This is a genomic window from Vulcanococcus limneticus LL, from assembly GCF_943369875.1.
Classification (GTDB): domain Bacteria; phylum Cyanobacteriota; class Cyanobacteriia; order PCC-6307; family Cyanobiaceae; genus Vulcanococcus; species Vulcanococcus limneticus_A.
On the sequence record NZ_CALROT020000014.1, the window covers coordinates 22,111 to 36,377 of the forward strand.

Genomic DNA, 14,267 nt, shown 5'->3' on the forward strand with positions numbered 1-14,267 from the left:
CCATGCCGATGAAACCCCTGGCGGGCCTGTTCCTCGCCCTGGCCTGCGTTCTGGGCATCGCCGCCACCGGCTCGGTGTTCGAGCTGGCCTATGGCGATCCCGAGCTCGGCCTGGCCACCACCCGCCTGATCCTGGCGGCGGCCCTGCCTGGCACCGTGCTGAGCCTGCTGGTGGCGATCCGGATCAACAAGCCGGCCTGAGCGGCTGGCGTTCGTCCATCGCCCTGCATACGATCGCCCCACTCCCGCCGCCCCCTGCCCCGATGCTCCCGATTCCCCCCCTGGCGTCAGCCCGCGTCCTGACGGGCTCGGCCCTGGCTGCCGCCGCCCTGCTGGCTTCGGCCCAGCCCGTGGGCGCCGCCGCCCTGTTCAACGCCGTGGACGTGGACCAGAGCAAGTTCGTGCTGGTGGCGGCACCGATCGGCGATGGCAGCCGCGCCCAGCTCAACATCTACGAGCAGCGCCGCGACACCCGTCCCTGCTACGCCGTGCAGCCGGGCTCCCCCGCCGTGGTGGATCCGCTGCTCGCCACCTTCGACTTCACCGGCATCTGCAACCGCTTCATCGACACCAACGGCTATTCGCTGCGGGTCGGTGGCACCGATCTGGCCACCGTGTATCGCCTCTCGGTGCTGCGCAGTGGCAACGACACCATCCTGCTGGCTGTGCCTGGCAAGGCCGGTGGTGGCCCCGAGATGGTGGTGGCCCGCACCGGCGGGACCACGGCCGGCTTCCTGCAGCTGGTGCCTGAGCCCGGCTGGCGGCTGATGCGCCGCCACTTCGGCAACCGGGCCCTGGGCCACGTGTACATCTACCGCGACGACTGGCCCGCCGGTACCCCGACCGCCACCGCCTCGCCGGCCCCCCAACCCGCAGCCTCGTCCGCTCCCATGCCAGCTGCAGCGTCAGGTCCGGCCCCAACGGCGCCCCCCGCCGCGGCGCTCCCCCCCCTGCCGGCGGCCAGTCCGGCGCCGGCGGATGCCGCCAAGCCCGGCCAGGCGACGACCCTGTAGGGCTGCGGAGCCCGGATCGGGCCCTTGCTACCATCCACTATCTGCAAAACCCATCAGCGGTCCATGACCCAGGTCACCGTCGGCGAGAACGAAGGAATCGAATCGGCCCTGCGCCGCTTCAAGCGTCAAGTGTCCAAGGCAGGGATCTTCGCCGACCTCAAGCGCCTGCGTCACCACGAGACCCCCACCGAGAAGTACAAGCGCAAGGCCCAGCAGCGCCGCCGCCGCCGCTGAAGCCCTCCGCGGCTTCAAGCTGAGAAGGGTCTGAGCCGCCACGGCTTGTCGCGAACCAGCTGCGCAGGTCTCGGATCTGCACCACGAGGGAATCGGTGTTTTCACCGGTTCCCTTTGTCGTGTCGGAGGCCAAGGATGGAACTGTCCCCCTGTGGCAGGTTCCCATGGCTTCGATGATGGCCTCCTTCGGGCGCTGGTTCGCGATCGGCGTGGGCCACGCCTTCGGCAATCCCCGTGAGGAGAAGCAGTTGCAGCCCCCCAGCGTGGGGGTGCAGCCCTACCGGGATCGGCCCTACCGCCCCTGAGGCCCGGCGGCGGGGCGGGTGTGGGGCCCACGGCGCCGCTCCGCCTCGGGTCGGCTCCAGAGAGCTGGCGCCCGCGTTCCCTTCGCTCCGCCAGCGGTTCGCGCCGCCCGTTCGTTCCGCCTCACGCCTTCGCCGCTTCGCTGTCGAAGCTGCGGTAGCTCAGGGCTTCGGCCACGGCGCCCGCGTCCACCTGCCCCTGGCCGGCCAGGTCGGCGATGGTGCGGGCCACCCGCAGCACCCGCTCCGCGGCCCGGGCGCTGAGGCCGCGCCGGTCCATCGCCAGCCGCCACAGCTCCAGGGCGTCGGGGGCTGCCTGCAGGTGCTGCCGGAGGGCCCGGCCCGAGAGCTGGCCGTTGCCGCAGCCCGCGGGATTGCGGGCGGCCATGCGCCGGCGGGCCGCCGTCACCCGCGTGGCCACCACCGCGCTCGATTCCGGCCGGGAGCTGGGGCCCCCGCTGCCGCCACGGCCATCCAGTTCGCCCGCCTCCAGCTCGCTCGCCTCAAGTCGCCGCACCACCACCTGCAGGTCGAGGCGATCCAGCAGGGGACCCGCCAGGCGTCCCCAGTACTGGCTCCGCAGCCGCTCGCCGCAGCGGCAGGCCCGCACGGGGTCGCCGAACCAGCCGCACGGGCAGGGGTTGGTGGCGGCCACCAGGGAGACCGTGCACGGAAAGCGGACCCGCTGGCGGGCGCGGCTGATCCACACCTCCCCCTCCTCCAGGGGTTGGCGCAGCTGGTTGAGCACATCGCGGCGGAACTCGGCGAGTTCATCGAGGAAGAGGACCCCCCGGTGGGCCAGGGCCAGTTCCCCCGGCCGCGGGATGCTGCCGCCCCCCACCAGGGCCGCGCTGGAGCAGCTGTGGTGGGGGGCCCGGAAGGGGCGGCGCCGCAGCGGTTCGCCGCCGGTCCCCAGCAGGCCCGCCACCGAGTAGAGGCAGCTGAGCTCCAGCACCTCGGCGTCCTCCAGGGGCGGCAGCAGGGCCGGCAGGCGCCGGGCCAGCATCGTCTTGCCGCTGCCGGGGGGACCCACCAGCAGCAGGTGGTGGCCGCCGGCCGCCGCGATCTCCAGGGCGCGGCGGCCATGCAGCTGGCCCTGCACGTCCGCCAGGTCCAGGTCGCTGGCGGCGGGGCCGGGGGCCGTGGCGGCAGCCGAGGGGGACCGGGACGCCGGATGGGCCCGTGCGGCTGGCTGGGCCTTGGGCCCCCGCGGGCCCGAATCCGGCCCCGCCTGGCACTGGCCGCCCTGTCGCTCGTGCCCCTGCCCGGCATCCGGTTCGGCCAGGAGGTGGAGCACCTCCAGCAGGCTGCCGGCCGGCACCAGGGACAGGCCCGCCACCAGGGCGGCCTCGGCCCCATTGGCCGCCGGCAGCACCAGGGCCCGGGCGCCGGCCTGGCGGGCGGCCATCGCCACGGCCATCGCCCCCCGCACCGGCCGCAGGCTGCCGTCCAGGCCCAGTTCGCCGGCGCACCAGATGCCCGCCAGCCGCTGCGGCTCCAGCTGACCGCTGGCCGCCAGCACCGCCAGGGCGATCGGCAGATCAAAGGCCGGCCCCTCCTTGCGCAGGTCCGCCGGCGCCAGGCTCACGATCACCCGGGTGAGCGGCATGCGCAGTCCGCTGTTGCGCAGCGCCGCCCGCACCCGCTCCCGCGACTCCTGCACCGCCGCATCGGCCAGGCCCACCATCAACAGCCCCGGCAGGCCCGGGGCGATATCCACTTCGACGGCCACCTCCACGGCCTCCAGACCCACGAGGGCCGCACCGCTGCAGCGTGCCAACATCGGGCCCATCCAGGGGGAACGGCTCACCAGTGCCACCCCCGTTCCAGCTCCCGTCCCTCCGCCCCCTGCCCGGCGACCATGGCCGATTCCGCTGCTCCCGGCTCCGCTCCCGATCCCGCGGAGGCGAATTCCACGATCTTCGGGCGCATCCTGCGGGGGGAGATCCCCTGCGATCAGGTGTACGCCGATGAGCACTGCCTCGCCTTCCGCGACGTGCACCCCCAGGCGCCGGTGCACATCCTGGTGATCCCCCGCGAGCACGTGGTGAACCTGGCCGAGGCGGGCTCCGACCACGCGGCGCTGCTGGGGCACCTGCTGCTGGTGGCGGCCCAGGTGGCGCGCCAGGAGGGGCTGGAGGGGTTCCGCACCGTGATCAACAGCGGCGCCGAGGCCGGCCAGACCGTGTTCCACCTGCATGTGCACGTGCTCGGCGGCCGCCCCCTGGCCTGGCCGCCGGGCTGAGCCGCGCGCCAAGGGCCGGGACTCAGGGGCCGGGGCCTGAGATCAGGGGCCAGAGGCCCAGGGCCGGGGATCAGCGCCGATCCCCGCAGGACCCACCTCGTCCGGTGAGAATGGCGCGATCCGCCCGCTCCCATGAGCCCCCTTTCGGCCTTTCGCAGCCAGCTCGGCAAGCTGCAGCGCCTGGCCCAGCCCTACTTCCTGCCGATCGAGGAGACCAGCGCCTGGCAGTTCCTGCTGCTGATCGGCGCCCTGCTGGCCGTGGTGGTGGGCTTCACGCTGCTGCTGCTCACCGGCACCGTGGCGCTGACCGGCGCCCTGATCCCCGAGCTGCAGGGCCGTTTCCTGCCCGGGGTGCCCCAGCAGGTATCCGCCATCTGGAACAGCCCGATCGGGGCGGTCGTGATGGTGCTGTTCATCGCGGGACTGGCCGGTTTTACGGCCCTGGCGCAGCAAGCTGCGCCAGGGGCGCTGGCTGCCCTGGCTGCTGATGGGCGTGATCACGCTGCTGATCCTGGTGATCAACGGCATCAACGTGGGCATCAGCTACATCGCCCGCAACGTTGACAACACGCTGGTGGCCTACAAGGCCGACGAGTTCTGGCAGGTGGTGGCGATCTACGCCTTCTGCCTGGTGCTGGCCCTGCCGATCCGCGCCCTGCAGAGCTACCTGATCCCCAAGCTGGGCCTGCTCTGGCGGGAGTGGCTGAGCGGCCGGCTGCTGGGGCGTTACCTCACCAATCGGGCCTACTACGTTCTCAACCCCAACGACGAATCCGCCGAGGAGATCGACAACCCCGACCAGCGGATCTCCCAGGACACGGCCAGCTTCACCACCACCAGCCTGAGCGTCACGGTGGAGATCGTGGCGGCCCTGCTCACCTTCGTGAGCTTCATTGTGGTGCTGTGGTCGATCAGCTCCAAGCTGGCCCTGTGGCTGCTGGCCTATGCGGTGTTCGGCACCGCCCTGATCGTGTTTGCCAGCCGCAAGCTGGTGCAGCTCAACTACCTGCAGCTCAAGCTCGAGGCCGATTTCCGCTACGGCCTGGTGCACATCCGTGATAACGCCGAATCGATCGCCTTCTACGGGGGTGAACAGCAGGAATCGCGCGAGGCCGAGCGGCGCCTGGGCGGGGCGATCCGCAACTACGACCGCCTGATCGTGTGGCAGGCGCTGATCAGCGTGATCCAGCGCTCCTACGACTACTTCTCCCGCTTCCTGCCCTGGTTGGTGATCGCGCCGATCTACTTCGCCAAGGAGGTGGATTTCGGCGTGTTCGGCCAGGCCAGCATCGCCTTCAGCCAGGTGCTGTTCTCGGTCAGCTACATCGTCAACAACATCGACCAGCTGGCCGCCTTCTCCGCTTCGATCAGCCGTCTGGAGGGCTTCCAGGGCAAGGTGGACAGCATCAGCCAGCAGGTGCAGGGCCGTGAGCTCAGCGCCGCTGCCCTCGTGCCCGCCGCCGACCGGGTTCTTGAGCGCAGCGGCGGCGCGATCCTGGTGCGCCATGTGGATCTGGTGCCCCCCGGCAGCGACCGCCGCCTGATCCACGACCTCAGCCTGGAGGTGGGCCCCAGCCAGCGGGTGCTGGTGGTGGGGCCGAGCGGCTGCGGCAAGACCTCCTTCCTGCGGCTGGTGAGCGGCCTGTGGGCGCCGGCCGCCGGTGCGGTGGAGCGCCCGCCGATCGCCGAGCTGCTGTTCATCCCCCAGAAGCCCTACATGATCCTGGGCAGCCTGCGGGAGCAGCTCTGCTACCCCCTGGATCCGGCCCGTTTCAGCGACGATCACCTGCGCAACGTGCTGGAGGAGGTGCGCCTGCCGGAGCTGGTGCACCGCTATCCCGATCTGGACATCAAGCAGGACTGGCCGCGGCTGCTCTCGCTCGGGGAGCAGCAGCGCCTGGCCTTCGCGCGGCTGCTGCTCAATTCGCCCCGCTTCGTGGTGCTCGACGAGGCCACCAGCGCCCTGGATGTGGCCACCGAGCGGCACCTCTACGCGCTGCTGACCCAGCGGGAGATGGCCTTCGTGAGCGTCGGGCACCGTCCCACGCTCAAGGCCTTCCACGACACCGTGCTGCAGCTCGATGGCCTGGGCGGCTGGAAGCTGATCCCCGCCGCCAGCTATGACTTCAACTCCGGAGCCTGACCTGCCGATGTCTTCCAGCCCGAATCAGCCCCCGGCCAGCAGCGCCCCCGGCGCCAGCACCACGCCCACCACGAGTGCCACCACCAACGACGTGCCCGACTTCGGCTGGAGCGCCTACGCCGAACGGGTCAACGGCCGCTTCGCCATGGTGGGTTTCGCCGCCGTGCTGGTGATCGAGGCCCTCAGCGGCGACAGCTTCCTGCACTGGGCGGGCCTGGTGCCCTGAATTTCAGGGCAGCTCCAGCAGGTCCACCTGCCAGCGGCCGTCGCGGCTCAGCTCCACCGCCAGCACGCGGCCATCGGCGCTGAGCTGCACCTGGCGGGGCACCCCGGCCGGCTGCATCGCGATCGGCTGCAGCGCCTGCAGCGAACGCCGGTAGAGCACCAGCTCGGTGCGCCCCTCCAGCTGGCGCACCACGGCCAGGTGCTCGCCGCGCTGATCCACGGCCACGCTCAGGGGCTGGGCGTCGGGTCGATTCAGGCCGGGCAGCGGCACGGGGGCGTTGCGATCCAGGGCGATCAGCTCCACCCGGCCCCGTCCCTCGCGGCTGCGGATCAGCGCCAGCCAGGGGCCGGCCAGGGAGGGCCCACGCACCTCGCCGCCGCGGGCCAGCTGCAGGTTCAGTCCGATCAGGGGGCGCAGTCCGCCGTCGCAGCCGGCCAGGGCCAGCGCTCCCGCGAGCCCGCTGGCGACGCCGACGCGCCGCAGGAGCCCCAGGGCTGCCGGCCGCTTCATCGCCACCCACCCAGGTGGCGCATTGCCGCACCACCCAGCATCACCCCGGCCGGCGCCGGACCGCTGAGGGGCTGGCCGGGGGGCAGATCCGGCTCCAGCAGCCCCCTCAGGTCGTAGAGCTCCACCCGGGTCTGGCCGCCCTCCACCAGCTGCAGCGCCAGCTGGCGGGCATCGGGGGCCAGGCTCAGCCGCTCCGGTTCCCGCCCTCCAGGCAGCGGCAGCGGGTGGAGCTGACCCGTGGCCCGGTCCTCCACCACCGCCAGGCGCTGACGGCCCTGCTGCACCAGCAGGGCGAGATAACGGCCGTTCCAGCTCAGGGAGGGGGAGCTGTGGGGCTGGCGGCCGCGCAGGTGCCGCAGGGGCAGCACGGCGCCGCTGCGGCGCTCCTGCAACAGCACGGTGCTGCGGCCCCCACGCTCCACCACCGAGGCCAGCAGGCGGCCATCGCCGCTCAGGGCCGGATCCTGGCGGCTCTCCTGGCCCAGGCCCAGGGGGGGAATGGGCTGGCGCCGCAGGCCCCATGGGGCCACGCAGCCTGCGAGCCCCAGCAGGAAGGGAAGCGCCCCCAGCAGGCGGAGGGGGCTGCGGCGCTGCACCCGCGGGCTCAGTCGTCGAAGCGGGAGCTGTTATCCCGCGGGCCCCCCGGGGCCTGGCCTCCGGCGGCGGGCCGGCCGCTGGCACTGGCCGCTCCACCGGCTGGGCTGCCCGCTGGACCGGTGCCGGGGCCGCCGGGTCGGATCGGACTGAAGTCGGCATCGCTCACCCCCGGCTGGCTGGGCCGGCCACCCGCGGCGGCACTGCGCTCGCCGCTGGGGCGGGCGCTGTAGGGCGCGCCCTGGGGAATCCCGGCCTGGCGGCCTGCCACGGCGGCGCCAGGGGACGCATCGGCTCCAGGGCCTGCGGGACCGCTGGCGGCGGGTCGGCGGCTGGAGCGGGGCAGGTCGTCGCTGGCGGCGGTGGGCCGGCTGCCGCGGCGCTGCTCCTCGCGGCCCTGGCGGCGGGCGCCGAAGTCACTGGCGGGGGCGCCTGCCGCGCCGCGGGGCCCGCCACCGGCGGTGTAGCGGCCGGCTCCCCGGGGGCTGAAGTCGTCGGGTTGGGATCCACGGGGCTCAGTGCCGCGGGGCTCGGAAGGGCCTCCGGGCTCCCGGTCGCTGCGATCCCAGAGATCGGAGGCGGGGCCGCGGCCGGTACGGGAGGCGGCCCGCTCGGGAATCGCCGCCCGGGCCGGTCGCCGGAGGCGATAGAAGTCGTCCTCCTCGGGGGCGTCGTAGCCGGCCTCATCGCGGGAGCGGATGCGACGGCGCAGCGGCTGCGGCTCGTCGAAGCGGTCCACGTCGTCGCCCCAGTCACGGCCGCCACCCATGCGGGGCCGGGCCGGGGGCTCGTCATCGTCGAAGTAGGAGGAGCGGCGCGCCTGCTCGGTGGTCACCCCCCGCAGCCGCACGCTCTCGTAGGCGAAGAACACCGTGGTGCCCGCCAGCAGGAACTGGCCGAACTGCAGGATCGGGTCCAGGCGCCAGCCCTGGAAAAACAGAATGCCGCCGCAGAGCAGGCCCACGGCGGCGAAGAAGACGTCGTAATCCCGGGCCAGGGCGGGCTTGAAGCTCCTCATGAAGTAAAGGAGAGCCCCACCCACCGCCAGCACGATGCCGACGATGCTGGCCCAGTTCAGACTGGCATTGACCACGGTTCAGGTGCCCGGTGGGGCCACAGTGTCGACGCCCCTGTGACGGCACTCTAGGGATTGCCGTGGACAAACCTCAGAGGCGGCGGTCCAGCTGGTCGTTCTGGCTGATCAGCACCAGGGCGATGCTGATGGGGATCACCACGATCACGGCGCCCCACACGAGGCTGCTCAGGAAGTTGGAGAGAGAAGCGGTCATGGCGGCTGCAGATCCGGCGGCGATCCTAGGCAGTGATGGCGGCTTCCTACGATCGGATGCCAGCCGCTTAGAGCTTTGTGACGGGACCCGCCGCCCTGCTGCCGATCGCCCACCTGGTGCTGGGGCTGCTGCTGGCCGCCTGGACCCTGCTGTTTCTGTTCCGGATCGTGCTCACCTGGTATCCCCAGGTGGACCTGAGCCAGGGGGTGATGCGGCTGCTGGCCCTGCCCACCGAGCCCTTCCTGGCGGCCACCCGCCGGCTGATCCAGCCCATCGGCGGCGTGGACGTGACCCCGGTGATCTGGGTGGGCCTGGTGAGCCTGCTGCGGGAGCTGGTGGTGGGCCAGCAGGGCCTGCTGACCCAGGTGATGCTCCAGGCCAGCGTGCGGCCCGCCTGAGCGGGTCGGCTCCGCTCAGAGCAGCCTCCGCCTGATCCGGGCCCCTACTTGCCGGTCTGGGGCAGCATCTCCTGCTCCACGAACTTGGTGTGCACGTCGCCCCGCTGGAACTCGGGCCGATCCAGCAGCTGCAGGTGGAACTCGATCGTGGTGGGGATGCCGGTCACGGCGCACTCCGAGAGGGCGCGGCGCAGGCGGCGCAGGGCGTGGTCCCGGTCGGTGCCCCACACGATCAGCTTGCCGATCAGCGAGTCGTAGAAGGGGGGGATCTCGTAGCCCGTGTACACGTGGCTGTCGAAGCGCACGCCCGGGCCCCCGGGGGGCAGCCAGCCGGTGATCTTGCCGGGGGCGGGGCGGAAGTTCTGGCGGGGATCCTCGGCGTTGATGCGCACCTCGATGGCGTGGCCGGTGAGCTTCACGTCCTCCTGGCGGAAGGAGATCGGCTCGCCACCGGCGATGCGCAGCTGCTCGGCGATCAGGTCCACCCCGGTGACCATCTCGGTGACGGGATGCTCCACCTGGATGCGGGTGTTCATCTCCATGAAATAGAAATGCCCGGCCCGGTCCACCAGGAACTCCACCGTGCCGGCGCCTTCGTAGCCGATCGTGCGGGCGGCGGCCACGGCCGCGTCGCCCATCTGGCGGCGCAGGTCGGCGTTGATGGCCACGCTGGGGGCCTCCTCCAGCAGCTTCTGGTGGCGGCGCTGGATCGAGCAGTCGCGCTCGCCCAGGTGCACCACGTTGCCGTGGCGATCGGCCAGCACCTGCACCTCCACGTGCCGGGGCCGGTCGATGAACTTCTCCATGTAAAGGCCGGGGTTGCCGAAGGCGGCCTCCGCCTCGCCCTGGGCGGCCTTGAACAGGCTCTCGAGCTGGTCGGGGCCGGGCACCAGGCGCATGCCGCGACCGCCGCCGCCGGCGGTGGCCTTGATCATCACCGGATAGCCCATGCCGTCGGCCAGGGTCCGGGCCTCCGCGACGCTCTCCAGCAGCCCCTCACTGCCGGGGATGGTGGGCACCCCCACCTGCTGCATGGTGGCCTTGGCCGTGGACTTGTCGCCCATCGAGCGGATCGCCTCGGGCGACGGACCCACGAAGGTCAGGCCGTGGGCGGCGCAGATCTCGGCGAACTTGTCGTTCTCGGCCAGGAAGCCGTAGCCGGGGTGGATGGCGTCCGCCCCCCGCGAGGTGGCGGCCGCCAGGATGTTGGGAATGTTGAGGTAGCTCTTGCTGCTGGGGGCGTCGCCCACGCACACGGCCTCATCGGCCAGCTGCACGTGCAGGGCGTTGCGGTCCACCGTGCTGTACACGGCGACGGTGGGAATCCCCAGTTCCCGGCAGCTGCGCAGGATTCGAAGAGCGATTTCGCCACGGTTGGCGATCAGCAGTTTGCCGATGGGCATCCGCGGGAGTCCGTCAGCGCAGGCCGCTGGGGACTGTATCAGCGCTCACCGGCAGGCCCCGGCGGCAGACCCCCTCGCCGCCGGGCGGGGCGCTGGCCGGGCGGGCGATGGGTATATTGCTCGGGCGGGTCGCCCCTGGCGGTTCCGCTCCCTCACCTGGATCAGCGATCACCCGCGGCTTCTGCCCAGGGTTCAGTCCAACGGCTTTCCCCCACGGGTTTGTCTGAGGCTGTGCTGTTCAGGACCACCCCAGATCCGACCTCCGGTCCGATCACTCAAACCACGCGGATGTGGTGGAATTGGTAGACACGCACGTTTGAGGGGCGTGTGACTTCGGTCTTGCGAGTTCAAGTCTCGCCATCCGCACTCTGAATACCGGGCCATCTGCGCTGGGGCCCTTCGCCTCCACGCCGTGCCCCATCAGCCTGTGAACCAGCCGGCTCCGCCGCAGGCCGCCATCGTGCTGGTGTGCAACGGGCCCGGGGAGCTGGCCACCTGGGTGCGCCCCCTGGCCCAGCGGCTGCACCGCGAGCTGGCCCTGCGGCCCCTGGACCCGACGGCGCCCCTCCGCCTGGAGCTGGTGCTGGTGCCCTGCCCCAATGCCACCGGCAGCGAGCACCGGGTGGCGGAGGCCATGGGGCTGTTCGCGCGGGTGCTGCCGGCCCGGCGTTTCTGGGGGATGCTGCTGCGCCCCCGCCGTTACGGCCCCTGGCCGCGCCAGGGGGTGGTGGTGTTCCTGGGGGGTGACCAGTTCTGGACGGTGCTGCTCTCGGCCCGGCTCGGCTACCGCCACCTCACCTACGCCGAGTGGGTGGCCCGCTGGCCCCGCTGGAACGACCGCATCGCCGCCATGGGCCCGGCGGCCGCGGATCGGCTCGCCCCCCGCTGGCGGCGGCGCTGCACGGTGGTGGGCGACCTGATGGCGGATCTCTCGGACGCGGCCCGCGGTGAGGCGCCCCTGCCGCCGGGTGAGTGGATCGCCCTGATGCCCGGCTCCAAGCGGGCCAAGCTGCAGGTGGGCGTGCCGCTTCTGCTCGACACCGCCGACCGGCTGGCGGCGCTGCGGCCCGGCTGCCGCTTCCTGCTGCCGGTGGCGCCCACCACCACGGTGGCCGAGCTGCTCGCCCATGCGGGGGCGGGCAATCCGATCGCCGCCCAGTACGGCTCCGGCCAGCCGCGCCTGCTGCAGGCCGAGCACCGTCAGGAGCTGGAGACGCCCGCCGGCACGCGCATCCGCCTGGTGCTGGAGCAGCCGGCCCACGGGCCCCTGAGCCAGTGCCGCCTGGCCCTCACCACGGTGGGCGCCAACACCGCCGAACTGGGGGCCCTGGGGGTGCCGATGATCGTGCTGGTGCCCACCCAGCACCTGCACGTGATGCAGGCCTGGGATGGCTGGCTGGGCCTGGTGGCCCGCCTGCCGCTGCTGCGCTGGCTGCTGGGGGTGGCGCTCACGGCCTGGCGCATGCGCCAGCGGGGCTTTCTGGCCTGGCCCAACATCTCCGCCGGCCGGGCCGTGGTGCCCGAGCGGGTGGGGGCGATCACCCCGGCGCAGATCGCCGCCGAGGCCGCCGACTGGCTGGCCCACCCCGAGCGCCTCGCTGGCCTGCAGGACGACCTGCGCAGCCTGCGGGGCCGGCCCGGGGCCGTGGCCGCCCTGGCGGGACTGGTGCGGGAGCTGCTGCCGCCCGCTGCTGGATCGGCCTAATCGAGCCGGATGTAGGTGATCGTTTCGCCCACCTGGAACCGCGGCACTGTGCTGTTGATCACGGTGTCGGTGGTCTGGCGACCATCGGGGCTCTCGCTGGTCTTCACCACCACCACGCCGGCCTCGGGCTTGGAATAGGTGTAGATGTTCGTGCCGGTGCTGGGTTCATAGCGGCCCTTGCCCACGGTGTGCACCACCTGGAAGGCCTTGTGGCCCTCATACCAGTTCTCCGTGAAGCTGAACTCGTTGGGGCCGGTGCTCACCTGGCGGACGTTGCTGTAGGTGCCATCTGAGGAGGTGCCCCGCCAGAGGGAGGTGCTGGCGTTGGCCGGTGTGTTCCGGGGATCGGACGGCAGCCTGTTGGGCAACTCATCGCAGCCGGACGATCCCATCAGCAGGGGAGCCAGCAGCAGGGGCAACAGGCGGGAAACCTTCGTCATCGTCGTGGCGGCAGGCCCTCAAGGGCGCCTGAGGGCCTGGGCTTGTGGCCCCTCTGTAGCGCCCCCGGCGGGTCCTGGCAGCGGCCTAGCGTGACCCGAATCGCAGGCCCCGGGGCCCATGTCCGAAACCGGCACCGACAAGCTCAGCTCCTCGGCGGAGGAGTGGCGCGGCAAGCTCACCCCCGAGCAGTTCCAGGTGGCCCGCCTCGGGGGCACCGAGCGCGCCTTCACCGGCGTCTACTGGGACCACAAGGCCCAGGGGATGTACCGCTGCGTGTGCTGCGGCAGCGAGCTGTTCAGCTCCGACACGAAGTTCGAGTCGGGCACCGGTTGGCCCAGCTTCTGGGATGGGGCCAAGCCCGGCGCTATCACCACCCACGAGGATCGCACCCACGGCATGGTGCGCACCGAGATCAAGTGCGCCAACTGCGATGCCCACCTGGGGCACGTGTTCCCGGATGGACCGACCCCCACGGGCCTGCGCTACTGCGTGAATTCGGCCTCGCTGAACTTTGAGCCCAAGGGCGACGCGGCCCAGGGCTGAGGGATCCAAGCGTCGGGGCTCCAGGACTGGCCTGGGGCCCCAGGTTCACCAGGGGTCGCCGAGGTCGCGGCGCTCGGGGTTGGATGGCGCGCTGAGATCCATGGGTTCCACATCCAGGGGGCCGTCGTCCCGGAGGCTGCGGCGGATTGGGGTGCGCGGACTATCGGCGGCCCGGGGAGCTGGTTCTGTCTGGCGCGACCACTCGTCGCGGTAGTCGGCGCTGCGATCGTCAGGCTCACGGCGCTCGGGTTCCCGGTAGGCCGGCTCGCGCGGCTCGGGTGCGCGGTAGGCCGGTTCGCGGCCGTAGGCCTCGGGCCAGTCGTTGCGTTCGCGTTCGCGTCCGTAGGGTCGCTCGTCATCCCGCAGGCGCTCGCTGCCCCGCTCCTCCTCCTCGTCGAGGTAGCGGCGCTGGCGCAGGGGTTCGCGCTGGCGCCGCTCCTCCAGCTCCACGTACTCGTAGTCGGGCTGGACCTCGACGCGGCGGCTGGCGGCCGGCTGGATGCGGCGCTGCTGCTGGGGCTCGACGGCGGGCTGGCCGGCCGCCAGCTGGTTCTCCACCGGCACCATGTTGAGGCGGTAGCGCTCGCGCTCCTCCTGCTCCCAGGAGGAGCCGCCGATCCCGAGCTTCTCCAACAGGCCGGTGCCCAGCTGCTTGAGCTTCTCCTCGGCGCCCTCGTACACGATGATCCGATCCGGACCGCTGCTGACGATCTCCTCCACCGCCAGCTCCCAGGTGCTCAGCACCCCCTCGCCCAGCAGCGGAATCCCCAGGGCGCCGAGCACCAGGGTGGTGAGTTCGCCGGTCTCGATGTCGAAGCTGAAGCCCAGCACCTTGCCCAGGGTCTCGCCCGCCTCGGTGACCACCTGGCAGTTGATCACCTTGCTGTAGCGCTCGGGGTTGAACCCCTCCGCCAGGGAGTCGGCCGAGTCGACGAGGATCACATCGCCCACCTGGCGGATGCTCTCCAGCGGCATCCAGCGGGGCAGGCCCGGCAGGAAGCGGGTCAGGGGGTTGTCCCGCAGCCCCAGGGCCACCACCTCGCGCCGGTCGATGTCCACCACCACCTCGCCCACCACGCCCAGGCGCCGGCCCGTGTCGCGGGTGATCACCTGGGTGCCCATCAGCTCCGAGCGCAGCCAGAGGCGATCGCTGGGGGTGCCGGCCGGTGTGGCGGTCGGGTCGCTGCCGGGAGTCGTTGTCATGGAGGGCATTGTGGCCGAG

17 protein-coding genes, 1 tRNA gene and 1 pseudogene are annotated in these 14,267 nt (G+C 72.1%); 11 read left to right on the forward strand and 8 right to left on the reverse strand.

The window, feature by feature from the left end; all coding sequences use genetic code 11:
* Positions 1-2 precede the first annotated feature (2 nt).
* From ACLV7J_RS13625 to ACLV7J_RS13640, 4 genes are all read left to right on the forward strand, one after another.
* On the forward strand, positions 3-200 hold the full coding sequence (locus ACLV7J_RS13625) for a hypothetical protein (RefSeq protein ID WP_255128538.1): 198 nt from the start codon (positions 3-5) through the stop codon (positions 198-200).
* Positions 201-262: 62 nt separating this feature from the next.
* Entirely contained in the window at positions 263-1,012 is a 750-nt protein-coding gene (locus tag ACLV7J_RS13630) for a DUF3747 domain-containing protein (RefSeq protein WP_411869621.1), read from the forward strand.
* A gap of 63 nt (positions 1,013-1,075) precedes the next feature.
* On the forward strand, positions 1,076-1,246 hold the full coding sequence (gene rpsU / locus ACLV7J_RS13635) for a 30S ribosomal protein S21 (protein WP_006172073.1): 171 nt from the start codon (positions 1,076-1,078) through the stop codon (positions 1,244-1,246).
* A gap of 164 nt (positions 1,247-1,410) precedes the next feature.
* Complete coding sequence (locus tag ACLV7J_RS13640) at positions 1,411-1,551, forward strand: hypothetical protein (RefSeq protein WP_411869622.1); 141 nt, start codon at positions 1,411-1,413, stop codon at positions 1,549-1,551.
* 121 nt (positions 1,552-1,672) lie between these two features.
* Here the strand turns inward: ACLV7J_RS13640 and ACLV7J_RS13645 are convergent, their stop codons facing one another.
* Positions 1,673-3,331, reverse strand: coding sequence for a YifB family Mg chelatase-like AAA ATPase (locus tag ACLV7J_RS13645; protein ID WP_411869651.1), 1,659 nt, complete (start codon positions 3,329-3,331; stop codon positions 1,673-1,675).
* 78 nt (positions 3,332-3,409) lie between these two features.
* Between ACLV7J_RS13645 and ACLV7J_RS13650 the strand changes: the two genes are divergently transcribed.
* The 3 genes and pseudogenes from ACLV7J_RS13650 to ACLV7J_RS13660 all read left to right on the forward strand — a co-directional run bounded on the left by ACLV7J_RS13650 (position 3,410) and on the right by ACLV7J_RS13660 (position 6,162).
* Positions 3,410-3,793, forward strand: coding sequence for a histidine triad nucleotide-binding protein (locus ACLV7J_RS13650; RefSeq protein WP_411869623.1), 384 nt, complete (start codon positions 3,410-3,412; stop codon positions 3,791-3,793).
* Positions 3,794-3,925: 132 nt separating this feature from the next.
* Positions 3,926-5,936: pseudogene (locus tag ACLV7J_RS13655) on the forward strand (ABC transporter ATP-binding protein/permease).
* Positions 5,937-5,943: 7 nt separating this feature from the next.
* Positions 5,944-6,162: a chlorophyll a/b-binding protein gene (locus ACLV7J_RS13660; RefSeq protein ID WP_411869624.1), complete on the forward strand. Its 219-nt coding sequence runs from the start codon at positions 5,944-5,946 to the stop codon at positions 6,160-6,162.
* A gap of 3 nt (positions 6,163-6,165) precedes the next feature.
* Here ACLV7J_RS13660 and ACLV7J_RS13665 read toward each other — a convergent pair whose 3' ends face one another.
* The 4 genes from ACLV7J_RS13665 to psbX form a co-directional block, all read right to left on the reverse strand.
* Complete coding sequence (locus tag ACLV7J_RS13665) at positions 6,166-6,672, reverse strand: hypothetical protein (RefSeq protein ID WP_411869625.1); 507 nt, start codon at positions 6,670-6,672, stop codon at positions 6,166-6,168.
* Positions 6,669-7,268, reverse strand: coding sequence for a TolB family protein (locus tag ACLV7J_RS13670; protein WP_411869626.1), 600 nt, complete (start codon positions 7,266-7,268; stop codon positions 6,669-6,671). Before ACLV7J_RS13670 ends, ACLV7J_RS13665 begins: the two co-directional genes overlap by 4 nt.
* Positions 7,269-7,276: 8 nt before the next feature.
* Entirely contained in the window at positions 7,277-8,359 is a 1,083-nt protein-coding gene (locus ACLV7J_RS13675) for a Ycf66 family protein (RefSeq protein WP_411869627.1), read from the reverse strand.
* Positions 8,360-8,432: 73 nt separating this feature from the next.
* A complete protein-coding gene (gene psbX / locus ACLV7J_RS13680) occupies positions 8,433-8,555 on the reverse strand; it encodes a photosystem II reaction center protein PsbX (protein WP_255128327.1) in 123 nt (40 codons plus the stop codon).
* A 77-nt stretch (positions 8,556-8,632) separates the two neighbouring features.
* On the opposite strand from psbX, the gene ACLV7J_RS13685 reads away from it, so the two are divergent.
* Complete coding sequence (locus ACLV7J_RS13685) at positions 8,633-8,953, forward strand: YggT family protein (protein ID WP_255128328.1); 321 nt, start codon at positions 8,633-8,635, stop codon at positions 8,951-8,953.
* Positions 8,954-8,997: 44 nt separating this feature from the next.
* Here the strand turns inward: ACLV7J_RS13685 and accC are convergent, their stop codons facing one another.
* Positions 8,998-10,356 carry an acetyl-CoA carboxylase biotin carboxylase subunit gene (gene accC, locus ACLV7J_RS13690; protein ID WP_411869628.1) on the reverse strand — a complete coding sequence of 453 codons (1,359 nt, stop codon included), beginning with the start codon at positions 10,354-10,356 and terminating at the stop codon, positions 8,998-9,000.
* A gap of 284 nt (positions 10,357-10,640) precedes the next feature.
* Between accC and ACLV7J_RS13695 the strand changes: the two genes are divergently transcribed.
* A tRNA-Leu gene (locus ACLV7J_RS13695) sits at positions 10,641-10,722 on the forward strand.
* 46 nt (positions 10,723-10,768) lie between these two features.
* Complete coding sequence (locus ACLV7J_RS13700) at positions 10,769-12,061, forward strand: glycosyl transferase (protein WP_411869629.1); 1,293 nt, start codon at positions 10,769-10,771, stop codon at positions 12,059-12,061.
* Here ACLV7J_RS13700 and ACLV7J_RS13705 read toward each other — a convergent pair.
* Positions 12,058-12,501, reverse strand: coding sequence for a hypothetical protein (locus ACLV7J_RS13705; RefSeq protein WP_411869630.1), 444 nt, complete (start codon positions 12,499-12,501; stop codon positions 12,058-12,060). The genes ACLV7J_RS13700 and ACLV7J_RS13705 overlap by 4 nt on opposite strands.
* A 118-nt stretch (positions 12,502-12,619) precedes the next feature.
* Between ACLV7J_RS13705 and msrB the strand changes: the two genes are divergently transcribed.
* Positions 12,620-13,045 (forward strand): peptide-methionine (R)-S-oxide reductase MsrB, encoded by a 426-nt coding sequence (gene msrB / locus ACLV7J_RS13710; protein WP_411869631.1) that lies wholly within the window; start codon positions 12,620-12,622, stop codon positions 13,043-13,045.
* 45 nt (positions 13,046-13,090) lie between these two features.
* Here msrB and ACLV7J_RS13715 read toward each other — a convergent pair whose 3' ends face one another.
* A complete protein-coding gene (locus ACLV7J_RS13715; RefSeq protein ID WP_411869632.1) occupies positions 13,091-14,248 on the reverse strand; it encodes a PRC-barrel domain-containing protein in 1,158 nt (385 codons plus the stop codon).
* Positions 14,249-14,267: the final 19 nt, after the last annotated feature.

Bases quoted from the DNA above. Each gene is read 5' to 3' on its own strand.
- ACLV7J_RS13645 (WP_411869651.1), bottom strand. From the start codon at position 3,331: ATGTTGGCACGCTGCAGCGGTGCGGCCCTCGTGGGTCTGGAGGCCGTG.
- ACLV7J_RS13665 (WP_411869625.1), bottom strand. From the start codon at position 6,672: ATGAAGCGGCCGGCAGCCCTGGGGCTCCTGCGGCGCGTCGGCGTCGCC.
- ACLV7J_RS13630 (WP_411869621.1), top strand. From the start codon at position 263: ATGCTCCCGATTCCCCCCCTGGCGTCAGCCCGCGTCCTGACGGGCTCG.
- ACLV7J_RS13625 (WP_255128538.1), top strand. From the start codon at position 3: ATGCCGATGAAACCCCTGGCGGGCCTGTTCCTCGCCCTGGCCTGCGTT.
- ACLV7J_RS13715 (WP_411869632.1), bottom strand. From the start codon at position 14,248: ATGACAACGACTCCCGGCAGCGACCCGACCGCCACACCGGCCGGCACC.
- accC (WP_411869628.1), bottom strand. From the start codon at position 10,356: ATGCCCATCGGCAAACTGCTGATCGCCAACCGTGGCGAAATCGCTCTT.
- msrB (WP_411869631.1), top strand. From the start codon at position 12,620: ATGTCCGAAACCGGCACCGACAAGCTCAGCTCCTCGGCGGAGGAGTGG.
- ACLV7J_RS13650 (WP_411869623.1), top strand. From the start codon at position 3,410: ATGGCCGATTCCGCTGCTCCCGGCTCCGCTCCCGATCCCGCGGAGGCG.
- psbX (WP_255128327.1), bottom strand. From the start codon at position 8,555: ATGACCGCTTCTCTCTCCAACTTCCTGAGCAGCCTCGTGTGGGGCGCC.
- rpsU (WP_006172073.1), top strand. From the start codon at position 1,076: ATGACCCAGGTCACCGTCGGCGAGAACGAAGGAATCGAATCGGCCCTG.
- ACLV7J_RS13640 (WP_411869622.1), top strand. From the start codon at position 1,411: ATGGCTTCGATGATGGCCTCCTTCGGGCGCTGGTTCGCGATCGGCGTG.
- ACLV7J_RS13705 (WP_411869630.1), bottom strand. From the start codon at position 12,501: ATGACGAAGGTTTCCCGCCTGTTGCCCCTGCTGCTGGCTCCCCTGCTG.
- ACLV7J_RS13660 (WP_411869624.1), top strand. From the start codon at position 5,944: ATGTCTTCCAGCCCGAATCAGCCCCCGGCCAGCAGCGCCCCCGGCGCC.